This window comes from Bacillus sp. FSL M7-1345, from assembly GCF_038006985.1.
Lineage (GTDB): Bacteria > Bacillota > Bacilli > Bacillales > Bacillaceae_G > Bacillus_A > Bacillus_A cereus_U.
Genome location: NZ_JBBOWG010000001.1, coordinates 3,171,415 through 3,188,887, shown reverse-complemented (window position 1 = coordinate 3,188,887; position 17,473 = coordinate 3,171,415). Strand labels below are relative to the sequence as shown.

Genomic DNA, 17,473 nt, shown 5'->3' with positions numbered 1-17,473 from the left:
AGAGGTATACAAATTGAAAAACGCTACACACTTCATTGTGTTTGATATTGAAAGGAATTTTAGGCCGTATAAATCAGAAGATCCGTCAGAAATAGTTGATATTGGAGCTGTAAAAATAGATGTGAGTACAATGAAGGTTATTGGAGAATTTTCAGAGTTAGTAAAACCAAGTGCCCCATTAACTCGTCATACAACAAAATTAACTGGAATTACAAAGAAAGATTTAATTGGTGCAGAGAAATTCCCTCAAATTATAGAGAAATTTATTCAGTTCATCGGAGAAGATTCTATATTTATTTCATGGGGAAAAGAAGATTATCGTTTTCTATCTCAAGATTGTACATTATACGGTATAGAATGCCCATGTATGGAAAAAGAGAGCAGATTTGATGTGCAAAAATTTGTTTTCCAGGCATATGAAGAATTATTTGAGCATACACCAAGTTTACAATTTGCAGTGGAGCAGCTCGGTTTAACATGGGAAGGTAGGCAACATCGTGCTTTCGCAGATGCTGAGAATACAGCAAATATCTTTCTGAAAGTATGTGGCGAGAGAGATATTAACAAGCGATACAAGAGACATGGTGAGCTTGAACTTGTAAAGAACGGAAAACTAACAGAAAAAGCGAAAAAAAGGATGCGAAAATGGGTGTTTAAAGAACTGAGAAAAAATACAGAGCGTCCTTTTGTATGGAGTGCATTTGAAAGTAGTGACACGTGGGAAAGTATAACGGAAAGATATTATATAAGTGAATCTGCAGTAGAACTTTTGAAAAAACACTTTCCTACTGCGGTGAGAAAGGCGGAAAGGCAGCTTAGGTATTTGGCTGAGATGAAGAAGGTGCAGGAAGAGGGAAAGGTAACGTAAATGTATTAAGGTAGCTAAGGCTAGTACTTGTTATGAGGAGAATTTATTAGTGAGCAATGTAAAAACTCCTATTCCATTTATAGATATAGGAGTTTTTTAGTATTTACTTTTTAAGTGAGTTGATCATTCTTTATATTCTCGAATAAACTCACTTACATTATCTGAAAGAAGAAAATGTAAAGACGCCGTGATAGTAGATATATCCCAGTCCCACCAGGAAATTTGTTGAAGTTCTTCAATCACTTCTGGTGAGAAGCGATACCGAACCAGCTTTGAATCCAGACATAATCATAGCGCCACTGCCTATCCAAACGTCATGACCAATGATTACATCGCCCTTAGTTTTGGGATGACCGCTAAACCCCGCACCCACGGGAACTTTTGCATTAAATGGATAGGTACTAATCCAATCTGTTCTGTGTTCGCGACCTAAAAAGACTGTTACATGGTCGGCTATGGAACAAAACTTACCTAATTTAAGCGAAGCTCCTTCTCCCCAAGTGCGAACATTAAGGTCACCATATGATCAATCTCCTATTTCATACGAAGCAAGCTGTGGATTTTGATTTAAGAACAAAACCCTGCACCTCCCAAATAGATATATTATCTTATGTATATGGGTTTAGAGGGGGGAAGTGGTAAATTGTAAAATTAAATCGATAAAATGATATCTTGTTTCTTTAAATCACACAAACATATTAGTATCCCTATTTCTTTTCAATCCGCTCAATCACATCTTGCAATTCATCCGGCTTCAAAAACTCAAATAGTAGAAAGTGTTAGTACCCATATACTTTTAGTGACCACCAAATAGACACGTAAATGTGACCAAAATAAAAGAGCGCTTGTTCACAGCGCTCAGTTAAAAATAGTTATATGGAAGCATTTATTCAGTGATAGAACCGAAAATTTAAGTACTGTATGGTCACGCGTGTAGACACATAATTGTTATTTTAGTTGCCTTTTTACATTATTCTATTCAATTTCTCCTGAGCCATAACTATACTGCTGCTTATTCTCAATCCGCTCAATCACATCTTGCAATTCATCCGGCTTCAAAAACTCAATTGGAGAGAATCCTTTTTCGAACGTAAGTGTGTCTGCTTCAATCATTAATACATATCGGTCGTTTACCTTTGCAATATGTATTAGGTCTCCGAAATCAGCAAGTAGAGCCTTCACAGAGATATGATCTGCTTTTAGTTTTAATTCCACTTCAGGAGCGTGCTCGACGATTTGAGCAGTAGCTTCCATTACTTCTTCGGTTGAAAATTGTTCCATAATTTCGCGTTTCGGACTGGCAGCCCACACTTCCATTGCTTGGTCGAATTGTTCGCGTTCTTCCGTACCTTCTTCAAATACATCTTCAATTTGGTCGTATACCATGTCCATTACTTGTGTTTTCATAATTTCAGGCATAGAGCGTTCGTACTCGACGAATTTTAAGAAGTCTTCAAAGTAGCGGGCGTGTGATGCTTGGTGTATTTTTAGTTCACCAGGCTCCACCATACCTTCTTCAGGCATGTATGGGTATTGGATAGATTTCATATTCTTTGTTGTGATGGCCATTTCAACGTTACGAATAAGCGTTGATTCATCAGAAATGGAAGCAACCTTTGGTTCGAAGTCACATTTCATTACGAATACGAATGGATCATCAAAGTATTTGCGTAGTTTTGCTTGAGCGATTAAAAATACACCACCACGTACAGCGCTTGTGTCAAGATATGTATAAACGAGAGGTTCGCTCATATCTTTGAAGTTTTCTTTTGTTTCTGCAAAGCGAATACGATTAAATAAGTTGTAATGAGGGTTTGAATCGAGTTCATGCCCTTCTTCTACAATAAAGCGACCAATCTTTGTTGGGGCTTGTTCTGTTTTTGCGTGACGTTCTACTTTTCGCTTTGAAATTTTTAATAATTCACCATTCAAAAATTCTTTTAAAGAGCTATCTTCATACTCTTCAGCGTCTAATGTTTGAAAATGTTTATAGCGTTTATCAACTGCTTCACCTTTTCCTTCTACTTGTACTACATAAAAGGAAAGAAAATTTATTTCAAAATCCATATTTATCACCTTGTTTCATTTCATTAACTCTTATCAGTATAGAGATGGAAAAAACTTTCGTCAATTTATATAAGGAAGGGGGAGTCCCTTCCTTATATATTTGTTATTTTCGAAATTAAAATCCGTCTTCTAATGCTGAAAATGGAATGTTTAGTCTATTTTCTACTGTACGTAAACGCTGATTTAAGCGGTTTAATCTACGTGTATGGCGCTCAACTGTGTTTTCTAGTTGACGTACTCTTTGTTCAAGCTCATTTACTCGTCGTTCTAGTTGACGGTTTCCAGTGCCAGGAAAAGAGATTGGAAGTTGAAATTGTCGATTTTGATCATATGGATTAACTTGTTCTGTTTGGTCAATATATTGTTCGTATTGTGCTTGTAAATCATACTGAGGTTGGTAACCATATTGGTTATATGGATCATAAGGATTGTAGGGATACATAAAAACATCCTCCATTTCTTTATAATAGGTTAAATTCATCATAATGTATGTGCAAAAGCGGAGTAGTGGCACGGCAAATACCTACATACGCTGAAATGAAAGAGTTTTACATTTGTATTTCATCTGTTTAATGGTATATACTGGATGGAGATAGGTTACATAAAAGTTACAATCTTATCAAACTCAAAAATTTATATAAATATGTATAGACATTTACAAAAGAAAAGAGTAATTTAAATAGAGTAAAAAATAACTTGTAACATTTTCTAAATATATTGTAAAATGATTGTAACAAAACATACATAAAAATGAAATAATACATAAGAAATAATGTTGGGGAAAAGGAGAGAGTATATTGTTCCGAAAAATAAAGGGTATATTAGTAGGGGTGCTATGTGTAGCTGTAGTAAGTGGTTGTGGAACAAAAGTAAGTGATGTGGCATTAGTAAGTGATTTTGGTGGGAACGTTGTAGAGGCCAAGGCTGATGTACAGGATTCAATTAGCTTAGTGGATGGGCGTACTGGTACTGAAGTGAAGAAAATAGACTTATCGAGCTTAGGGTATTTTGAAGATGAGGCGAAATTCAAAAAATCGGTAACGAAGGTTGCTGGTGAAGTTGGGAAAAGCGTTGACAAAAAGATGGTCCCTTCACGTATAGCGCCTGATGGATCATGGCAAGAAGGAAAGCCTTCTTATGAATTAATGGAAAAAGAATTAGTAGACAAATTATTAAATGTAGGTATGTGGGACTCTTCATATCAGTTACCTATCGTTGAGAAAAAGCCTACCGCAACATTAAGTGATGCGCAAGGAAGTGGCACGGTAATTGGTAGATATGAAACGAATTTAGGTGGCTCAGCAGGTGGCCGTATTGAGAATATTCGTTTGTCAGCAGCGAGCATAAATGGAGTTGTATTAGCAAAAGGAGACAGTTTCTCTTTTAATGCATTAATCGGTGATACAACGCCAGATAAAGGATATCAATTAGGTAAAGAAATTGTAGATGGTAAATTAGTAGATGGTTATGGTGGTGGCGTTTGTCAAACATCATCAACTCTATACAATGCAGCAGATCAAGCTGGTTTAAAAATGGTAGAGAGAACTACACATTCTAAAACAGTAGGTTATGTCCCGCAGGGAAGAGATGCTACAATTGCGTATCCATATTTAGACTTAGTATTTGAAAATACGAATGATGCTCCTGTTAAGCTTTATATGGGTATTCAGGGCGGAAAGTTAGTTGCTGAAGTACATAAGATGAAATAAATATATAGTTAAAGGGTAATAAAGTAAAAGGTTTATATAATAGAAGCCATCTCTTCTGAATTTCAGAGGAGATGGCTTTTTGTCATTAATGGCCTATGGAAAACTATTAATTCTGATTTTTCTTATTTACATAGTGTGTTTTTGGTTGTATCCTTCATAGTAACGGCTATGTTAATTTGTTTTGAAATAAAGGAGTAGGAGAGGAAGTTATTCATGGTACAAATTCATCCAAAAACACGTATTGGTCATGTTGCATTTAAAGTGAAAGATTTAGAGCGTCAAATCGCTTTTTATGAGAATGTAGTAGGCTTAGAAGTAATTAAGCAAGAGGGGAATAAAGCATATTTAGCAGGAAAAGGTGGTAAGAATACGCTACTTGTACTTGAGCAGTTAGAAGATGCAGCGCTTCAAGAACCACGTACGACGGGTATATATCATGTCGCCTTTTTAGTTCCGACTCGTGAGGCTTTTGCTTCGGCATTATTTGGTGTGATTCGTAATAAGAACGTAATTGATAGTCCAGCTGAGCAAGAAGGGCGTTATACATATTCAAATGAGATTTTACCAATTTCAAGATTTAATAGCGCAAGTGATCATACGTATAGCGAAGCGTTTTATTTACAAGATTTAGAGGGGAACGGTATCGAGATTTATGCGGACCGTCCGCGTGATCAGTGGGGAGAAGGACCAGGAGGAAGTACGCCACTTGATTTAAAAGAATTAGCAACGCTCGTTAATTATGAGTTTGATGGATTACCTGCTGACACTATCGTTGGGCACGTACATTTACGAATAGCTGATGTAGAGAAGTCACACGAGTTTTATGTAGAAACAGTAGGCTTTGAAGTGCAACAGCGTGAAGATGATTGCTTATTTATTTCGGCAGGTGGGTATCATCACCATATCGGTGCAAATACTTGGAACGGGGTAAATAACCCGCACCCACCAGCACATACAACTGGATTAAAAGTATATACCATTGTACTACCACACAAAGAAGCGTTAGATGAAGTGAAAGAAAGATTAATAGAAAAACAACATGAAATAAATGAAACTACAAATGGATTTACAGTAGTAGACCCAAGTGGTATTACAGTGCAGTTTGAAATAGAAGTAGTATAAAACAAGCCAGAAAGTGTGTAATCACTTTCTGGCTTGTTTTTGATTATTTAGAGCTCAATCCAATACCTTCTCACAACATTACCATCTTCTTCAGTGAAATCTTCATCACGGAGACCGCCGTTATGTAAAATCGTTTTCTCTGAAGCTGTATTCACTTCATCGCAAACGACAAGTGCTTTCGTAATGCTTAATTCCTTCGTTTTCTCTAATGACAACTCGAGTAGCTTCGTAGCATATCCTTTTCTTCTTTCAGAAGGGCGAATGCCATAACCGATATGGCCGCCAGCATTAAATAAATGTTCCGTCAAACTATGACGAATATTAATAACTCCTACAATTCTATTTTCATTTGTAACGAGCCAATAAGTAGAATCTGGTACCCAAGTTTCAGGAATATTTATTCCGTTATGTGCGTCGTGTAATTCTTGAATCATTGCCGTGAAATCGGAAGGATCTTTTGAAATAACCCACGGAATCATTGTTTCGCCGCTATTTTTCCATTCGTTATAAAAATCTAAGTATTCTTCTTGTAAATCGGTAGTAGGTGTAATTAAAGATACATTCATCGTTTGTAGGCTCCCTTTATTTATATTTTATTTCAACAAAATTTCAGTATAAAAAGAAAGTGATTTATAAATTTCTCAACCCCATTTCATATGCCATATTCAACTGAAAATAAGTTGCACGTTAAAGTTTAAAGAGTTTCGTATGAAAAGTAGGTAGTTTTATTTATGTTAATATTTAAAATATTAACATAAATCCATTGGGATATTAAATGTATTTTAATAAAATGCTTTTATTTTGATGGATAGATGCATGTGATAATTTTTGTTTTATCTATCTATAATGAAAGGAAATAAATTAGTAGGTAGTTACTATACGCATCCAGGGAAGTATTATTTACATGTATATCAGTACGGCGGGGGAACAGGGAATTATACGGTAGAAGTGAAATAGTAAAAGGGTCGCCGTGAATGGCGACCTTTTTTTATTATGCGTTATACCCAAATAATTTTAGATCTTCTTCTGAGTCTGAAATTATTTTCTCGAATCGTAATCCTACTTTTTCTAAAAGCTTTCCTGAAACAGTGTTATCTATAGAAGTAATTGCTACAATTCGTTTCATTCCTAGTTTTTGTACACCGTATTCCATTACCGCAGTAGCTGATTCATAGCCATATCCTTTTGAACGGAATTTTTCTAAAAAGGCGAAGCCGATATCAACGTCTTCTAATGAATCTCTTTTAATAAGACCACACATACCAAGTGGAGTAAGATCTTCTTTTCGTTCCACTAAGTAAAGACCAAAGCCCGTTTTATTATACATATCGACGGGTCCATTTAAGATGTAATTTTTTGCATCTTCTAAGTTTTTAACCCCTTTATCACCGATAAACTGAATCCATGCAGGATCGTTTACTAATTCGAGAATAAATGGAGCGTCCTTTATATCAAACCAGCGAAGAGTGAGTCGTTCAGTTTCAAGAACTATCAATCTATTGCACCACCTTTAAAAGTTATAACAATTAGTATGGATTGTGCAAAATAAAAGTGCAAGTTATTTTTATTGAGAGTTACTTGTTCACATAAAGTTCGATTGTTTTGTATAGAAGGATATTTTATAATTAGGATTAACTGGAAAGAGTGAGATACTTATACAATGACTCCTAGGAAACTAGGAGTTTTTACTATATAACTATCATTATTACTAAATATGACACACTACACATTCTACTCAAGGAGGTACATAATGAAGAAATTATATAATGCATCGTTTACTTATTTAATTATCGGTTTATTGTCAGGAATATTTGCTAGGGAGTATGGGAAATATAAAGGGATTTTAGGCTCTACACTATTAAATCTGTTGCATACGCATACGTTAGTACTTGGCTTTTTCTTCTTTTTAATTGCTTTAGGATTAGCAAAAGTATTCGCTTTTCATGAAGTGAAAGGATTTAATAACTGGTTTATTTTACATAATATCGCATTAACTTTAATGTTAGGTTCGTTGGCAGCGAGAGGACTTCTTCAACTAAATGGAGCGGACTTTAAAGGGTTAACTTATATTGTAGGGTTCTCTCATTCTATGATGGCATTTACTTTAGTTTGGTTTATGATTTTGTTGAAGAAATCGTCTAAAATGTAGTTTTATAAAAAAGAACTTGTAGGGAATACTGCAAGTTCTTTTTTATATATAAAATTACACGAATCTTACTATTCTGATTATTTTGTATAAAAATGGTATAATTAATGCGGCGTAAATAATATAAAAGGAGAGTACGTAATGGAAATAACAATTGAACGTTTAGTAAATGAATTAAAGGATGTACTTCCTGAAGATCAAGTAGTGGTTAATAAGACAGTAAGAGAGTTACATAGTAAAGATGAATCTTACCATACTAGTAGTTTGCCGGATGTAGTTGTGTATCCAAAAACGGCTGAAGAAGTTAGCGAGATTATGAAAGTAGCGAGTCTGCATGGAAAGGCTGTCGTTCCATTTGGAGTAGGCTCCAGTTTAGAGGGCCATATAATTCCGTATGAAAAGGGGATTACGGTTGATTTTTCATTAATGAACAAAATACTTGAAATAAGAGAGAAAGATTTTCTTGTGAAAGTACAACCAGGAGTGACTCGTTCTCAGCTCAATAAAGAATTGAAAAAGTATGGTCTATTTTTTAGTGTAGATCCAGGCGCAGATGCAACGTTAGGAGGGATGGCTGCTACAAACGCGAGCGGAACGACAGCGGTTAAGTATGGCGTAATGCGTGATCAAGTTCGTGATTTAGAAGTGGTACTTGCTGATGGACAAGTGATACATACTGGCAATTTAGCGGCGAAGTCATCATCAGGTTATCATTTAAATGGTATTTTCGTAGGATCAGAAGGTACGCTTGGATGCTTTACAGAGCTAACAGTAAAAGTATACGGCATACCAGAACATGTTATGGCTGCGAGAGCATCGTTTCCAACTATAAATGATGCAGTAGAAGCTGTTATTAATATACTGCAAGCTGGTATTCCAATTGCGAGAATAGAGCTCGTTGATGAACTATCTATGAAACAAGTAAATCATTATAATGAAACAAATTACAGAGAAGAACCAACACTGTTTTTAGAGTTTCACGGAAATGAAGCAGGGCTAACGCAAGATATCGAGTTTACGAAGGAAATTGTTTTTGATCATAAATGTAAAGAAGTCGCTTTTGAAACTGAAACTGCGGCAAGAAATAAATTATGGGATGCAAGACATAACTTAGCATATTCTTACGTTCATAGTTATCCTGGTAAAAAGCTAATGAGTACGGATGTTTGTGTACCAATTTCAGAATTAGCTGGTGCAATACAGCATGCGAAAGAGACGTTAGATAAAGTTGGTCTTGTTGGTGGTATTCTTGGCCATGTAGGAGACGGGAATTTCCATGTGCTCTTAATGATTGATCCAAACGATAAAGATGAAGTGAAAAAAGGGGACGAAATAAACGAAAGTATCGTATTGTATGCTCTTAAGCGTGGCGGAACTTGTACAGGAGAGCACGGCGTTGGAATAGGGAAGCAGAAGTATCAAGAAGAAGAACATGGGGCTGCGCTTTTAGTAATGGAAAAAATAAAGAAAGCTCTTGATCCGCAAAATATTTTAAATCCGAATAAAATTTTTAAGTTAAAAGATAAGGAATGATGAAGTTTGGAGAAACGAATTATACATTTTGAAGGATTGGTCGTCTTATTAGCTGCGATTTATATATATGCATTATGTGGATTTAGCTGGTTATTATTTATCGTATTACTTTTTGCACCTGATTTAGCAATGGTGGCGTACGCTATTAACAAACGTGTCGGTGCACAAATTTATAATCTATTTCACACATATATCATATCAATATTACTTGTTTTAATAGGGGTCTATTTTAAGGTGGATACGATTTTAATGGTTGGTTTAATATGGACAGCACATATTGGGATGGATCGAATGCTTGGGTATGGATTGAAGTATGAGACTGATTTTAAGGATACACATATTCAGAGGTTATAAAAGTGATTTGAGAAGGGTGGTCAATTGAAACAATTTATTACTGTTGAGAAATATAATACACAATGGGAAAGTGAATTTTGTAAATTACAGACGTTGATTAATAACGTAATGGGAGAACTCATTTTTTCTATAGAGCACGTTGGGAGTACACCTGTTAAAGGTCTTGCTTCTAAACCGATATTAGATGTCGATGTTGTAATAGAAGATTATGATGTTTTTCCAAAAGTAATAAAGAGGCTTGAACAGATAGGTTATTTTCACCAAGAAGAGTGGAGTTTTAAGGGGAGAGAAGCCTTTGGGAGAAAGGATCAATATGTTCCGAGGGACGGGAAGAATACAATTTGGATGGAACATCATTTATATGTATGCGATAAGAATAGTGAAGAGTTAAGAAGACATGTGGCGTTTCGTGATTATCTTCGTGGAAATCCAAACGTTGTTATTGAATATGGGAAGTTAAAGAAAGAGTTAGCAGAAACGGCGGAAAATCGCTCAAGTTATAGCCTAGGCAAAACAGAATTCATTGAAGCTGTATTAGAAAAAGCTATGAAGGATAGTTGAATAAGGGAGTTTGTATCAATAAGAAGATAGACTAAGGTGGCAGAAATCATATAATGCCACCTATTATTTTTGAAGAAGAGGTTTTACTATATGAACTGACCTTATAAAACAATTACAATCTGTCCCTGCCAAATAATAAATCTCGTAAATATAATGGGAAATAAGAAGATAAGAAAAGAGGGCGTTTATGTACATACCAAAACATTTCACAATACAAGATGAAGAGACGAAGTACGAAATTATTGAACAAAATAGCTTTGCAACTTTATTTTCTCAACATAACGGAGCACCGTACGCAACGCATTTACCGTTATTGTTAAATAGGGAAACACTTACTTTATCCGGGCATTTTGCACGTCCAAATGAGCAGTGGAAAGATAGTGAAAATCAACAAGTGGTAGCTATTTTTCAAGGGCCACATAGTTACATCTCTCCATCATGGTATGAAACAAATAAAGCAGTACCAACATGGAACTATGTTGCGGTGCATGTATATGGAGAGTTAGAAATTGTTGAAGATGAACAGGAATTAATAGATTCTCTTCAAGATTTAGTACATAAATATGAAAATCCAAAGAGTACCTACTCACTGAATGATGTAGATGCGAATTATATGGAAGGATTAAGTAGGGGAATAGTTGGGTTTAAAATAAAGATAAATAAAATAGAAGGAAAAGCGAAGTTAAGTCAAAATCATTCTATGGAAAGAAGAAAATTAGTTGTAGAAGAACTTGAGAAAGTTGGTAGTGAGGGGAGCAGGGGGATTGCAAGGTTGATGAAGAAGGGCGTTTAAAATAATGGTGGAGTGTGAATACACATTTATAAAGTGTTAATATATTGTATTTATAGATTTTTATAGTGATTTAGACGCTGTATTTATGGGGGGGCAATTTTCTTTAGTGTTTTAAAAAATTTACAGCATGTGATTAATTTAATGGATTTAATGTTAAATAAATGTTGAGAAATATTAATGAGATATTTATATCTTAATATCTATTTGTTATTATTTATGTGAGAATATTCAAAAAAGGGGGATCTTATGAACATTCCAGTGAAGGGAAGCGAACAGGTTACAAAGCAACTTAATGAATGGTATCAAGCAATGTTACAACAACAATTGTCAAAAGCAACTAATTTAAAACAAGAAATTGATAAAAATATTGATGTTTTGAAACAAGAATCAAATAAAATGTTGCAAGAACAAAATTTATTATATTATTTCTTACTAGATTTTCGTTATAAAACGCTTGTTGATAGATTTAGTATCACAAAGAGAAGCTTTGACGAAATAGATTCTTTTAAAATTCCGACGGATGGTTTCTTATCTTATTATTACCATTTTTGTAAAGCGGTATATGCTACTATACTTAAAGATTATAAAGAAGCGAAAAAATATTATGAAAAAGCAGAGTTTTTTTTGAAAGACGTTCCAGAAGAAATTGAACAAGCTGAATTTCAATCTAAGTTAGCCTTATTCTATCATAATAATAATGAACCACTTTTAGCTGTTCACTATGCAACTATTTCAAAAGATATCTTCTCTAAACACCAAGGTTATGAAAGTAATACTGCTTCTTGCGAAAATACTATTGGAATGAGTTGTGTATCTCTAAAACAGTTTGAACAGGCCGAGGAACATTTAAATTCTGCATTAAATTTATTACAAAAAAATAATGAAGAAAGATTAATTTCATTCGTGCGGCACAACTTAGGGTGGCTATATGCAAATCAAAACCTTTCTGAATTAGCTATCCGTCACTTATCAGAAGTAACAGAGAAAATACCTAATCATTTCAAAGCTGTTTTTTTACAAGCTAGGGAATATTCTAAGTTAGGTGAAACAAATATATCTTCTATCCTTATTGAAAAAGGATTGGAACTTTGTTTAGAAGTAGAGAATGAAGAATATACACATCATTTCAATATTTTAAAAGCATTAAATAATAATGTGACTATCGAAGAATTAAAAAGGGTAATTGTTACAGGGATTTCTTATTTCAAAGAAGAGAATCTTTCTTATTATGTAGAAGAATATGCTGAGGTGATGGCAGCTAGGTTATATGAGATGTGTGATTATAAAACGTCTAGTGAATATTTTTGTTTAAGTCTTGAAGCAAGAAAAACAAATTTAGCTAAAGGGGCGTTAAAATAATGAAGAAACTGAGTTTAATGATAATGAGTTTAGCTGTTACAGGTATTACAGTTTTTACGATAAATACTACTCCAAAGATTCAACAAACAGCAACCGCAAATACTGTCGTCAATAAGTTACAATCGACTCACGGAGAAGGGTGGTCTCCAACGAGACCTGAGTTAGTATACTTAGAGGGAAGACAACTCTAAAGTATTATTTTAAGAGTGCTAGCTTTAGTTGATATTATTTACTGGCTTGTAAACATTAAAGGTTTACAAGCCAGTTTTTTGTTGTTAGAGCTACCTTCACATTATGTTGAAAGTAATCCGTCATAATTTTAAACTATTGTAATGAATTTTAATAAAAGATTGTTGAGGAATATAGTGAAGATATTGGAACATACAAATTCTCATTAGTTATATTAAAATGGATTCATTCTCTTCTCCTTTATTTTTTATCAACATTTGTACAATAGCTGGATTTTTATATTCGAGAATAGTTGTTCCTTATCGATGTACCTGGATATAATAAGAAAAAATGAAGATTGAATAGAAGAATTTTAATAGAACAGTTACCAAGTTAACGCATTAGGAAAGAAATAGGTAGGAGAAGTAAGGAGCTCTCCTTTGTTCGTGACAGCTTGTTTGGTGTATGTATCTTTTTCGCATGGGAGGAAATTGATAGAGGTGATAATATACAACTATAATCACATAGAATATGCTAACGATATGTAATACATAAAAGAAACGCAAACTAGAGTATTAAATTACGTTTTTTTTTCACAAGATGGAGAAAAAAGTAGAAAAGGTGTTTTTATACGAAAACACCTTTTCTATTTATAATGTTCCTTTATGGAAAATAACGAATCATGTACTTGAATTTAGTGGGAATTACACTAATAAATAATACAATTAGGAGCAGAAAAACAGTCTTAGTTGCTCTAAATCACGTCCCACAAAAAGTACGATAAGGGCGATTAGTCGGCGCTGGAGGCGTGCAGTAATCCGCTTGTTCTTGAGAATAGTCATAAGGATTTGCTAAAGCTTGAAGAAGGTTCTCCATCACGCTATAGTTTCCATTTTTAACCGCTGCTTCTAGTGCTTCTTCTACTCTGTGGTTTCGAGGGATGATTACTGGGTTGTTATTTTTCATTAATTTGTATGCATCATCTTTCGATTCTTTTTGTCTTTCTAACCGAGATTGCCATAGCTTGTACCATTCTTTAAATTCGGGACTTTCAAATAAAGGTGCATTTTCTAATGTAGTGTCAGTTAATGCACGGAATGTATTTGTATAATCTGCTTTATATTTTTCCATTGCTTTTAAAAGTTTCTCAATAAGTGATTGATCTTGCTCTTCATTGCTAAATAGTCCTAATTTCTTCTTCATTCCGAGGAACCAATTGTTTTCGTACTGCACACTGAACTTTGAAATTTCATCTTGTGCAATCTTTAGCGCTTCTTCTTCATCTTCGTGTAGAATCGGCATTAAAGATTCAGCTAATCGTGCAAGGTCCCATGCAGCCATATACGGCTGATTTCCATATGCGTAGCGACCTTTTACATCAATAGAGCTAAATACTGTTCCTTGGTCATAACTATCCATAAAGGCACAAGGACCGTAATCAATCGTTTCACCGCTAATCGTTATATTGTCAGTGTTCATTACGCCGTGAATGAAGCCGACGAGTTGCCATTTGGCGATGAGGCTTGCTTGTTTCTTAATAACTTCTTGTAGTAATGAAACGTATGGATTTTCAGTAGATTCAATTTCTGGATAATGTCTTTTTATCGTATAGTCAGCTAACGCTTTGAGATCCTCGATTGAGCCGCGAGCTGCCGCGTATTGGAATGTTCCAACACGTATATGACTACTTGCAATCCTTGTTAAAATAGCTCCAGGTAGCTTTGTTTCGCGATAGATTGGTTCGCCAGTTGAGACTACTGCTAAACTGCGAGTAGTTGGAATATCAAGTGCGTACATTGCTTCGCTAATAATATACTCGCGTAGCATAGGACCGAGTGCAGCACGGCCATCACCGCGGCGTGAATATGGAGTAGGGCCGGAACCTTTCAATTGAATATCAAACCGTTCGCCTGAAGGGGTGATTTGTTCTCCAATTAAAAGGGCACGACCATCTCCTAACATGTTGAAATGACCAAATTGGTGTCCAGCATACGCTTGAGCGAGTGGATGAGCTCCTTCTGGAATTGCGTTACCAGCTAAAATGGCAATTTCAGCGTCCTTTTTTAATTCCTCAGGATTAAAGCCAAGAGATATTGCTAAAGAATTATTTAGTTTAATTAACTCCGGTGAGCGTACAGGAGTTGGGGGGATTTCGGTGAAAAATGATTTGGGCAGGTCAGTATAACTACTCTCTAAATTCCAACCAGTTTCGTTTTTATTAGTCATCGTATCTCCTCCTTTTTGTGTGTTTTTGAAATTTGAATTGTAATTGGTTTTTAATTATTTTCTTGTACTTATATGTATTCTGTGTGAGGTTAATTAAAAATATTATACGTTTATTGTAAATGATCCCCTTGAAATCTATTGTAAGGACTTCATTACATTGTGTCCATTTAACTGTCATAAAAACAAAAAGAGCCTTCGTTATATAACGAAGGCTCTTTTTGTTTTTTTTCCTTTTATTCATACACAGTCCTCATAGTTGTAGATGTATAAAAGGAAAAAAAAAATTTGGGGCGTAATCTATCTATATGATAATTCAAAATGAAATATAAGTCTATATTTTTGTTGATTTTTTGATTATATTTATGTCACTGAGCTCAGAAGAATATATGTGGAGGGAAAATGTATGAAATCGAAACATGTACCAGTTTTAATTGTTGGAGGGGGATTATCAGGATTATCGTCTGCATTATTTCTTGCAAAACATAACATTGATTATGTGCTTATAGAAAGGCATCCGTCTACTGCGATTCATCCGAAAGCAGGTGGAATCACATTTCGCACAATGGAATTATTTCGAGAATTAGGTCTAGAAAAAGGAATTAGATTAGCTGGTAAAGCGTTAGAGAATTGTCACGGGAGAATTGCAGTTCAAACAATAGCTGAGGTAAAGAATGAAGAGTTGGAACAAATAAGGGCGACTCAGTATGAAAATAACGAAAAGTTAGCTCGTAAAGTGGTAGAGATTAGCCCATCCAAACAAACTGCTTGTTATCAAATTACTTTAGAAGAGATGATGTTACAAGAAGCGAAAGCATTAGGCGGAGAACTATCTTTTTATCATGAATTGGTTTCTTATGAGCAAAATGAGCACGGAGTAATAGCAACTATTCGAGATCGAAAAACAGAAAAAGAGAGTGTCATATATTGTGATTATGTAATCGCAGCAGATGGAGCGAAAAGTAAAATACGGGAACAGCTAGGTATTCTAACCGAGGGCCGTGGTACAATCGGTGGTTATTATATGAACATATATTTTGAAGCGGATTTGAGTGGATTTATTAAAGGAGACGCATTCGGTTTTACTATGATAGTACATCCAGAAGTAATTGGTGCGCTTATTCCGGTCGATAACGAAAGTAAATGGATTTATCATGTAGCTTATGATCCAGTAAAAGGGGAGCGACCAGAGGATTTCTCTATAGAACGCTGTAAACAAATTATTCAAACTGCAATTGGAAGTACGGATATTAAGCCAGAAATATTAAGTGTTTTGCCGTGGGAAGCGAGTGAAAGTACAGCGGTGAAATTTCAGGAAAATCGCATCTTTTTAGTTGGTGACTCAGCACATATTATGCCGCCAACAGGAGGATTCGGTTCAAATACAGGGATACAAGATACACATAATTTAGCTTGGAAATTAGCGGCTGTTATAAAAGGGAAAGCAAATCCCAAATTGTTAGAAACGTATCATGACGAGAGATATCCTGTTGCAAAATTAACGACGGACCATGCGAGTAGTATATTATTTCGTGCAGCGAATAGAGAGGAAGGTAATTTGAGTAATATGGATAGTTTAGCTGTCACTGCTGGTTATCAATATTGCTCAGAAGCAATTATAGACGAATGTAACACTCCGCATAGAATGGATATAGTTGATTTGAACGGACGACCGGGAACGCGTGCGCCACATTTTTTTGGAACTTATGAAGGAAAAGAAGTTTCTATACTTGATCTATTTGGTAGCAATTTTGTATTACTTACTGAGGCAGGGCATAGTGCTTGGACTGAAGCTGTAAATGTTGTTTCATCCCGATTAGGCGTAAAGATAAAAGTGTATCAGGTGGGTTTAACTGGTGATTTCATCGATCAAAGTAATAATTTTAGGAATTTATATGGGATAGAAAATGGAGGAGCGGTAGTAATAAGGCCAGATGGATTTATAGGGTGGCGTACGGAAAACGAGGCCTTAAAGCCGAACGTATTACTTGAAGACGTAATGAAGCATTTATTGTGTAATTAAATAAGAAGCACCGCTTGTATTTCAGCGGTGAGTTTATGTGAAAGTAAACGAATATTAAAAATGTAAATCTTTTATGAAGAAAATCTAAAGAAATGTCGTGGGAGTGACATTTCTTTTTTTATATGTTGTATAATTAAGTTATAAATGAGATTCGTTTTCATTAACGTTCATTTCCTCTTTTGAAGTTACCTGTAATTTTAGCCATAATAAGTTGTTTTTCTTTTTCATTATTTGCCCGAGTTATTTTGTTTAAAAACTTTTCAACGTCATTTCCTTTTAAAACCATAATCTGTTTTCCGCAATATTCAATTGTAACTATATTTTTTTTGTTACCCGATAGTGAAACATCATATCATCTAAACGATTGCGTTTATCGGTCTTTTTCAAATTAACACCTCCATTCTGGCTAATGTGTAACGAATGTTACATAAGAAATTGAAATTCAAGTTGGATGCATCCGATTGTAAGGTGGAAATTTTACAAAAAAGAAATACAATAGAGAGTAGTCAAAATTTGAGTGTGAGAAAAAGGAATCTAGTGTAATATG

At 34.8% G+C, this 17,473-nt stretch carries 16 protein-coding genes and 2 pseudogenes; 11 read left to right on the top strand and 7 right to left on the bottom strand.

Going from position 1 to position 17,473, the window contains the following annotated elements:
- Nucleotides 1–13 precede the first annotated feature (13 nt).
- Nucleotides 14–868, top strand: coding sequence for an exonuclease (locus MHB76_RS16630; protein WP_078174149.1), 855 nt, complete (start codon nt 14–16; stop codon nt 866–868).
- A gap of 123 nt (nt 869–991) precedes the next feature.
- Here the strand turns inward: MHB76_RS16630 and MHB76_RS16625 are convergent.
- The 3 genes and pseudogenes from MHB76_RS16625 to MHB76_RS16615 form a co-directional block, all read right to left on the bottom strand.
- Nucleotides 992–1,445 (bottom strand): annotated as a pseudogene (locus MHB76_RS16625) (CatB-related O-acetyltransferase).
- A 398-nt stretch (nt 1,446–1,843) separates the two neighbouring features.
- Nucleotides 1,844–2,935: a DUF3900 domain-containing protein gene (locus tag MHB76_RS16620; protein ID WP_002033604.1), complete on the bottom strand. Its 1,092-nt coding sequence runs from the start codon at nt 2,933–2,935 to the stop codon at nt 1,844–1,846.
- A 115-nt stretch (nt 2,936–3,050) separates the two neighbouring features.
- Nucleotides 3,051–3,377 (bottom strand): hypothetical protein, encoded by a 327-nt coding sequence (locus tag MHB76_RS16615; RefSeq protein WP_002160970.1) that lies wholly within the window; start codon nt 3,375–3,377, stop codon nt 3,051–3,053.
- Nucleotides 3,378–3,732: 355 nt separating this feature from the next.
- Between MHB76_RS16615 and MHB76_RS16610 the strand changes: the two genes are divergently transcribed.
- Both MHB76_RS16610 and MHB76_RS16605 read left to right on the top strand, forming a co-directional pair.
- Entirely contained in the window at nt 3,733–4,644 is a 912-nt protein-coding gene (locus MHB76_RS16610) for a VanW family protein (protein ID WP_002111070.1), read from the top strand.
- 213 nt (nt 4,645–4,857) lie between these two features.
- Nucleotides 4,858–5,766, top strand: coding sequence for a VOC family protein (locus tag MHB76_RS16605; protein WP_078174148.1), 909 nt, complete (start codon nt 4,858–4,860; stop codon nt 5,764–5,766).
- Nucleotides 5,767–5,813: 47 nt separating this feature from the next.
- On the opposite strand, the gene MHB76_RS16600 is transcribed toward MHB76_RS16605, so the two are convergent.
- Both MHB76_RS16600 and MHB76_RS16595 read right to left on the bottom strand, forming a co-directional pair.
- Entirely contained in the window at nt 5,814–6,332 is a 519-nt protein-coding gene (locus tag MHB76_RS16600; RefSeq protein ID WP_078174147.1) for a GNAT family N-acetyltransferase, read from the bottom strand.
- A gap of 425 nt (nt 6,333–6,757) precedes the next feature.
- The gene (locus MHB76_RS16595; RefSeq protein ID WP_078174146.1) at nt 6,758–7,261 is read right to left on the bottom strand and encodes a GNAT family N-acetyltransferase; all 504 of its coding nucleotides are present in this window, start codon (nt 7,259–7,261) and stop codon (nt 6,758–6,760) included.
- 255 nt (nt 7,262–7,516) lie between these two features.
- Here MHB76_RS16595 and MHB76_RS16590 point away from each other — a divergent pair, with 255 nt between their 5' ends.
- The 7 genes from MHB76_RS16590 to MHB76_RS16560 all read left to right on the top strand — a co-directional run bounded on the left by MHB76_RS16590 (nt 7,517) and on the right by MHB76_RS16560 (nt 12,703).
- Nucleotides 7,517–7,915 carry a DUF2871 family protein gene (locus MHB76_RS16590; protein ID WP_002199739.1) on the top strand — a complete coding sequence of 133 codons (399 nt, stop codon included), beginning with the start codon at nt 7,517–7,519 and terminating at the stop codon, nt 7,913–7,915.
- A 138-nt stretch (nt 7,916–8,053) separates the two neighbouring features.
- On the top strand, nt 8,054–9,445 hold the full coding sequence (locus tag MHB76_RS16585) for an FAD-binding oxidoreductase (RefSeq protein WP_016105794.1): 1,392 nt from the start codon (nt 8,054–8,056) through the stop codon (nt 9,443–9,445).
- A 6-nt stretch (nt 9,446–9,451) separates the two neighbouring features.
- Nucleotides 9,452–9,799: a DUF4260 domain-containing protein gene (locus MHB76_RS16580; RefSeq protein WP_078174145.1), complete on the top strand. Its 348-nt coding sequence runs from the start codon at nt 9,452–9,454 to the stop codon at nt 9,797–9,799.
- A 24-nt stretch (nt 9,800–9,823) separates the two neighbouring features.
- Nucleotides 9,824–10,360: a GrpB family protein gene (locus MHB76_RS16575; RefSeq protein WP_078174144.1), complete on the top strand. Its 537-nt coding sequence runs from the start codon at nt 9,824–9,826 to the stop codon at nt 10,358–10,360.
- A gap of 187 nt (nt 10,361–10,547) precedes the next feature.
- Complete coding sequence (locus MHB76_RS16570) at nt 10,548–11,153, top strand: FMN-binding negative transcriptional regulator (protein WP_078174143.1); 606 nt, start codon at nt 10,548–10,550, stop codon at nt 11,151–11,153.
- A 246-nt stretch (nt 11,154–11,399) separates the two neighbouring features.
- Nucleotides 11,400–12,512 (top strand): response regulator aspartate phosphatase, encoded by a 1,113-nt coding sequence (locus MHB76_RS16565; protein WP_078174142.1) that lies wholly within the window; start codon nt 11,400–11,402, stop codon nt 12,510–12,512.
- Nucleotides 12,512–12,703 (top strand): Phr family secreted Rap phosphatase inhibitor, encoded by a 192-nt coding sequence (locus MHB76_RS16560; RefSeq protein ID WP_078174141.1) that lies wholly within the window; start codon nt 12,512–12,514, stop codon nt 12,701–12,703. Before MHB76_RS16565 ends, MHB76_RS16560 begins: the two co-directional genes overlap by 1 nt.
- A 736-nt stretch (nt 12,704–13,439) precedes the next feature.
- On the opposite strand, the gene MHB76_RS16555 is transcribed toward MHB76_RS16560, so the two are convergent.
- Nucleotides 13,440–14,906 carry a protein adenylyltransferase SelO gene (locus MHB76_RS16555; RefSeq protein WP_078174140.1) on the bottom strand — a complete coding sequence of 489 codons (1,467 nt, stop codon included), beginning with the start codon at nt 14,904–14,906 and terminating at the stop codon, nt 13,440–13,442.
- 403 nt (nt 14,907–15,309) lie between these two features.
- On the opposite strand from MHB76_RS16555, the gene MHB76_RS16550 reads away from it, so the two are divergent.
- Nucleotides 15,310–16,926: an FAD-dependent oxidoreductase gene (locus MHB76_RS16550; RefSeq protein ID WP_078174139.1), complete on the top strand. Its 1,617-nt coding sequence runs from the start codon at nt 15,310–15,312 to the stop codon at nt 16,924–16,926.
- 160 nt (nt 16,927–17,086) lie between these two features.
- On the opposite strand, the pseudogene MHB76_RS16545 reads toward MHB76_RS16550, so the two are convergent.
- A pseudogene (locus MHB76_RS16545) lies at nt 17,087–17,313 on the bottom strand (hypothetical protein).
- Nucleotides 17,314–17,473: the final 160 nt, after the last annotated feature.

Excerpts from the sequence above, each read along its gene's own strand:
- MHB76_RS16550 (WP_078174139.1), top strand. The coding sequence starts at position 15,310 with ATGAAATCGAAACATGTACCAGTTTTAATTGTTGGAGGGGGATTATCA.
- MHB76_RS16590 (WP_002199739.1), top strand. The coding sequence starts at position 7,517 with ATGAAGAAATTATATAATGCATCGTTTACTTATTTAATTATCGGTTTA.
- MHB76_RS16565 (WP_078174142.1), top strand. The coding sequence starts at position 11,400 with ATGAACATTCCAGTGAAGGGAAGCGAACAGGTTACAAAGCAACTTAAT.
- MHB76_RS16620 (WP_002033604.1), bottom strand. The coding sequence starts at position 2,935 with ATGGATTTTGAAATAAATTTTCTTTCCTTTTATGTAGTACAAGTAGAA.
- MHB76_RS16605 (WP_078174148.1), top strand. The coding sequence starts at position 4,858 with ATGGTACAAATTCATCCAAAAACACGTATTGGTCATGTTGCATTTAAA.
- MHB76_RS16560 (WP_078174141.1), top strand. The coding sequence starts at position 12,512 with ATGAAGAAACTGAGTTTAATGATAATGAGTTTAGCTGTTACAGGTATT.
- MHB76_RS16585 (WP_016105794.1), top strand. The coding sequence starts at position 8,054 with ATGGAAATAACAATTGAACGTTTAGTAAATGAATTAAAGGATGTACTT.
- MHB76_RS16615 (WP_002160970.1), bottom strand. The coding sequence starts at position 3,377 with ATGTATCCCTACAATCCTTATGATCCATATAACCAATATGGTTACCAA.
- MHB76_RS16555 (WP_078174140.1), bottom strand. The coding sequence starts at position 14,906 with ATGACTAATAAAAACGAAACTGGTTGGAATTTAGAGAGTAGTTATACT.
- MHB76_RS16570 (WP_078174143.1), top strand. The coding sequence starts at position 10,548 with ATGTACATACCAAAACATTTCACAATACAAGATGAAGAGACGAAGTAC.
- MHB76_RS16600 (WP_078174147.1), bottom strand. The coding sequence starts at position 6,332 with ATGAATGTATCTTTAATTACACCTACTACCGATTTACAAGAAGAATAC.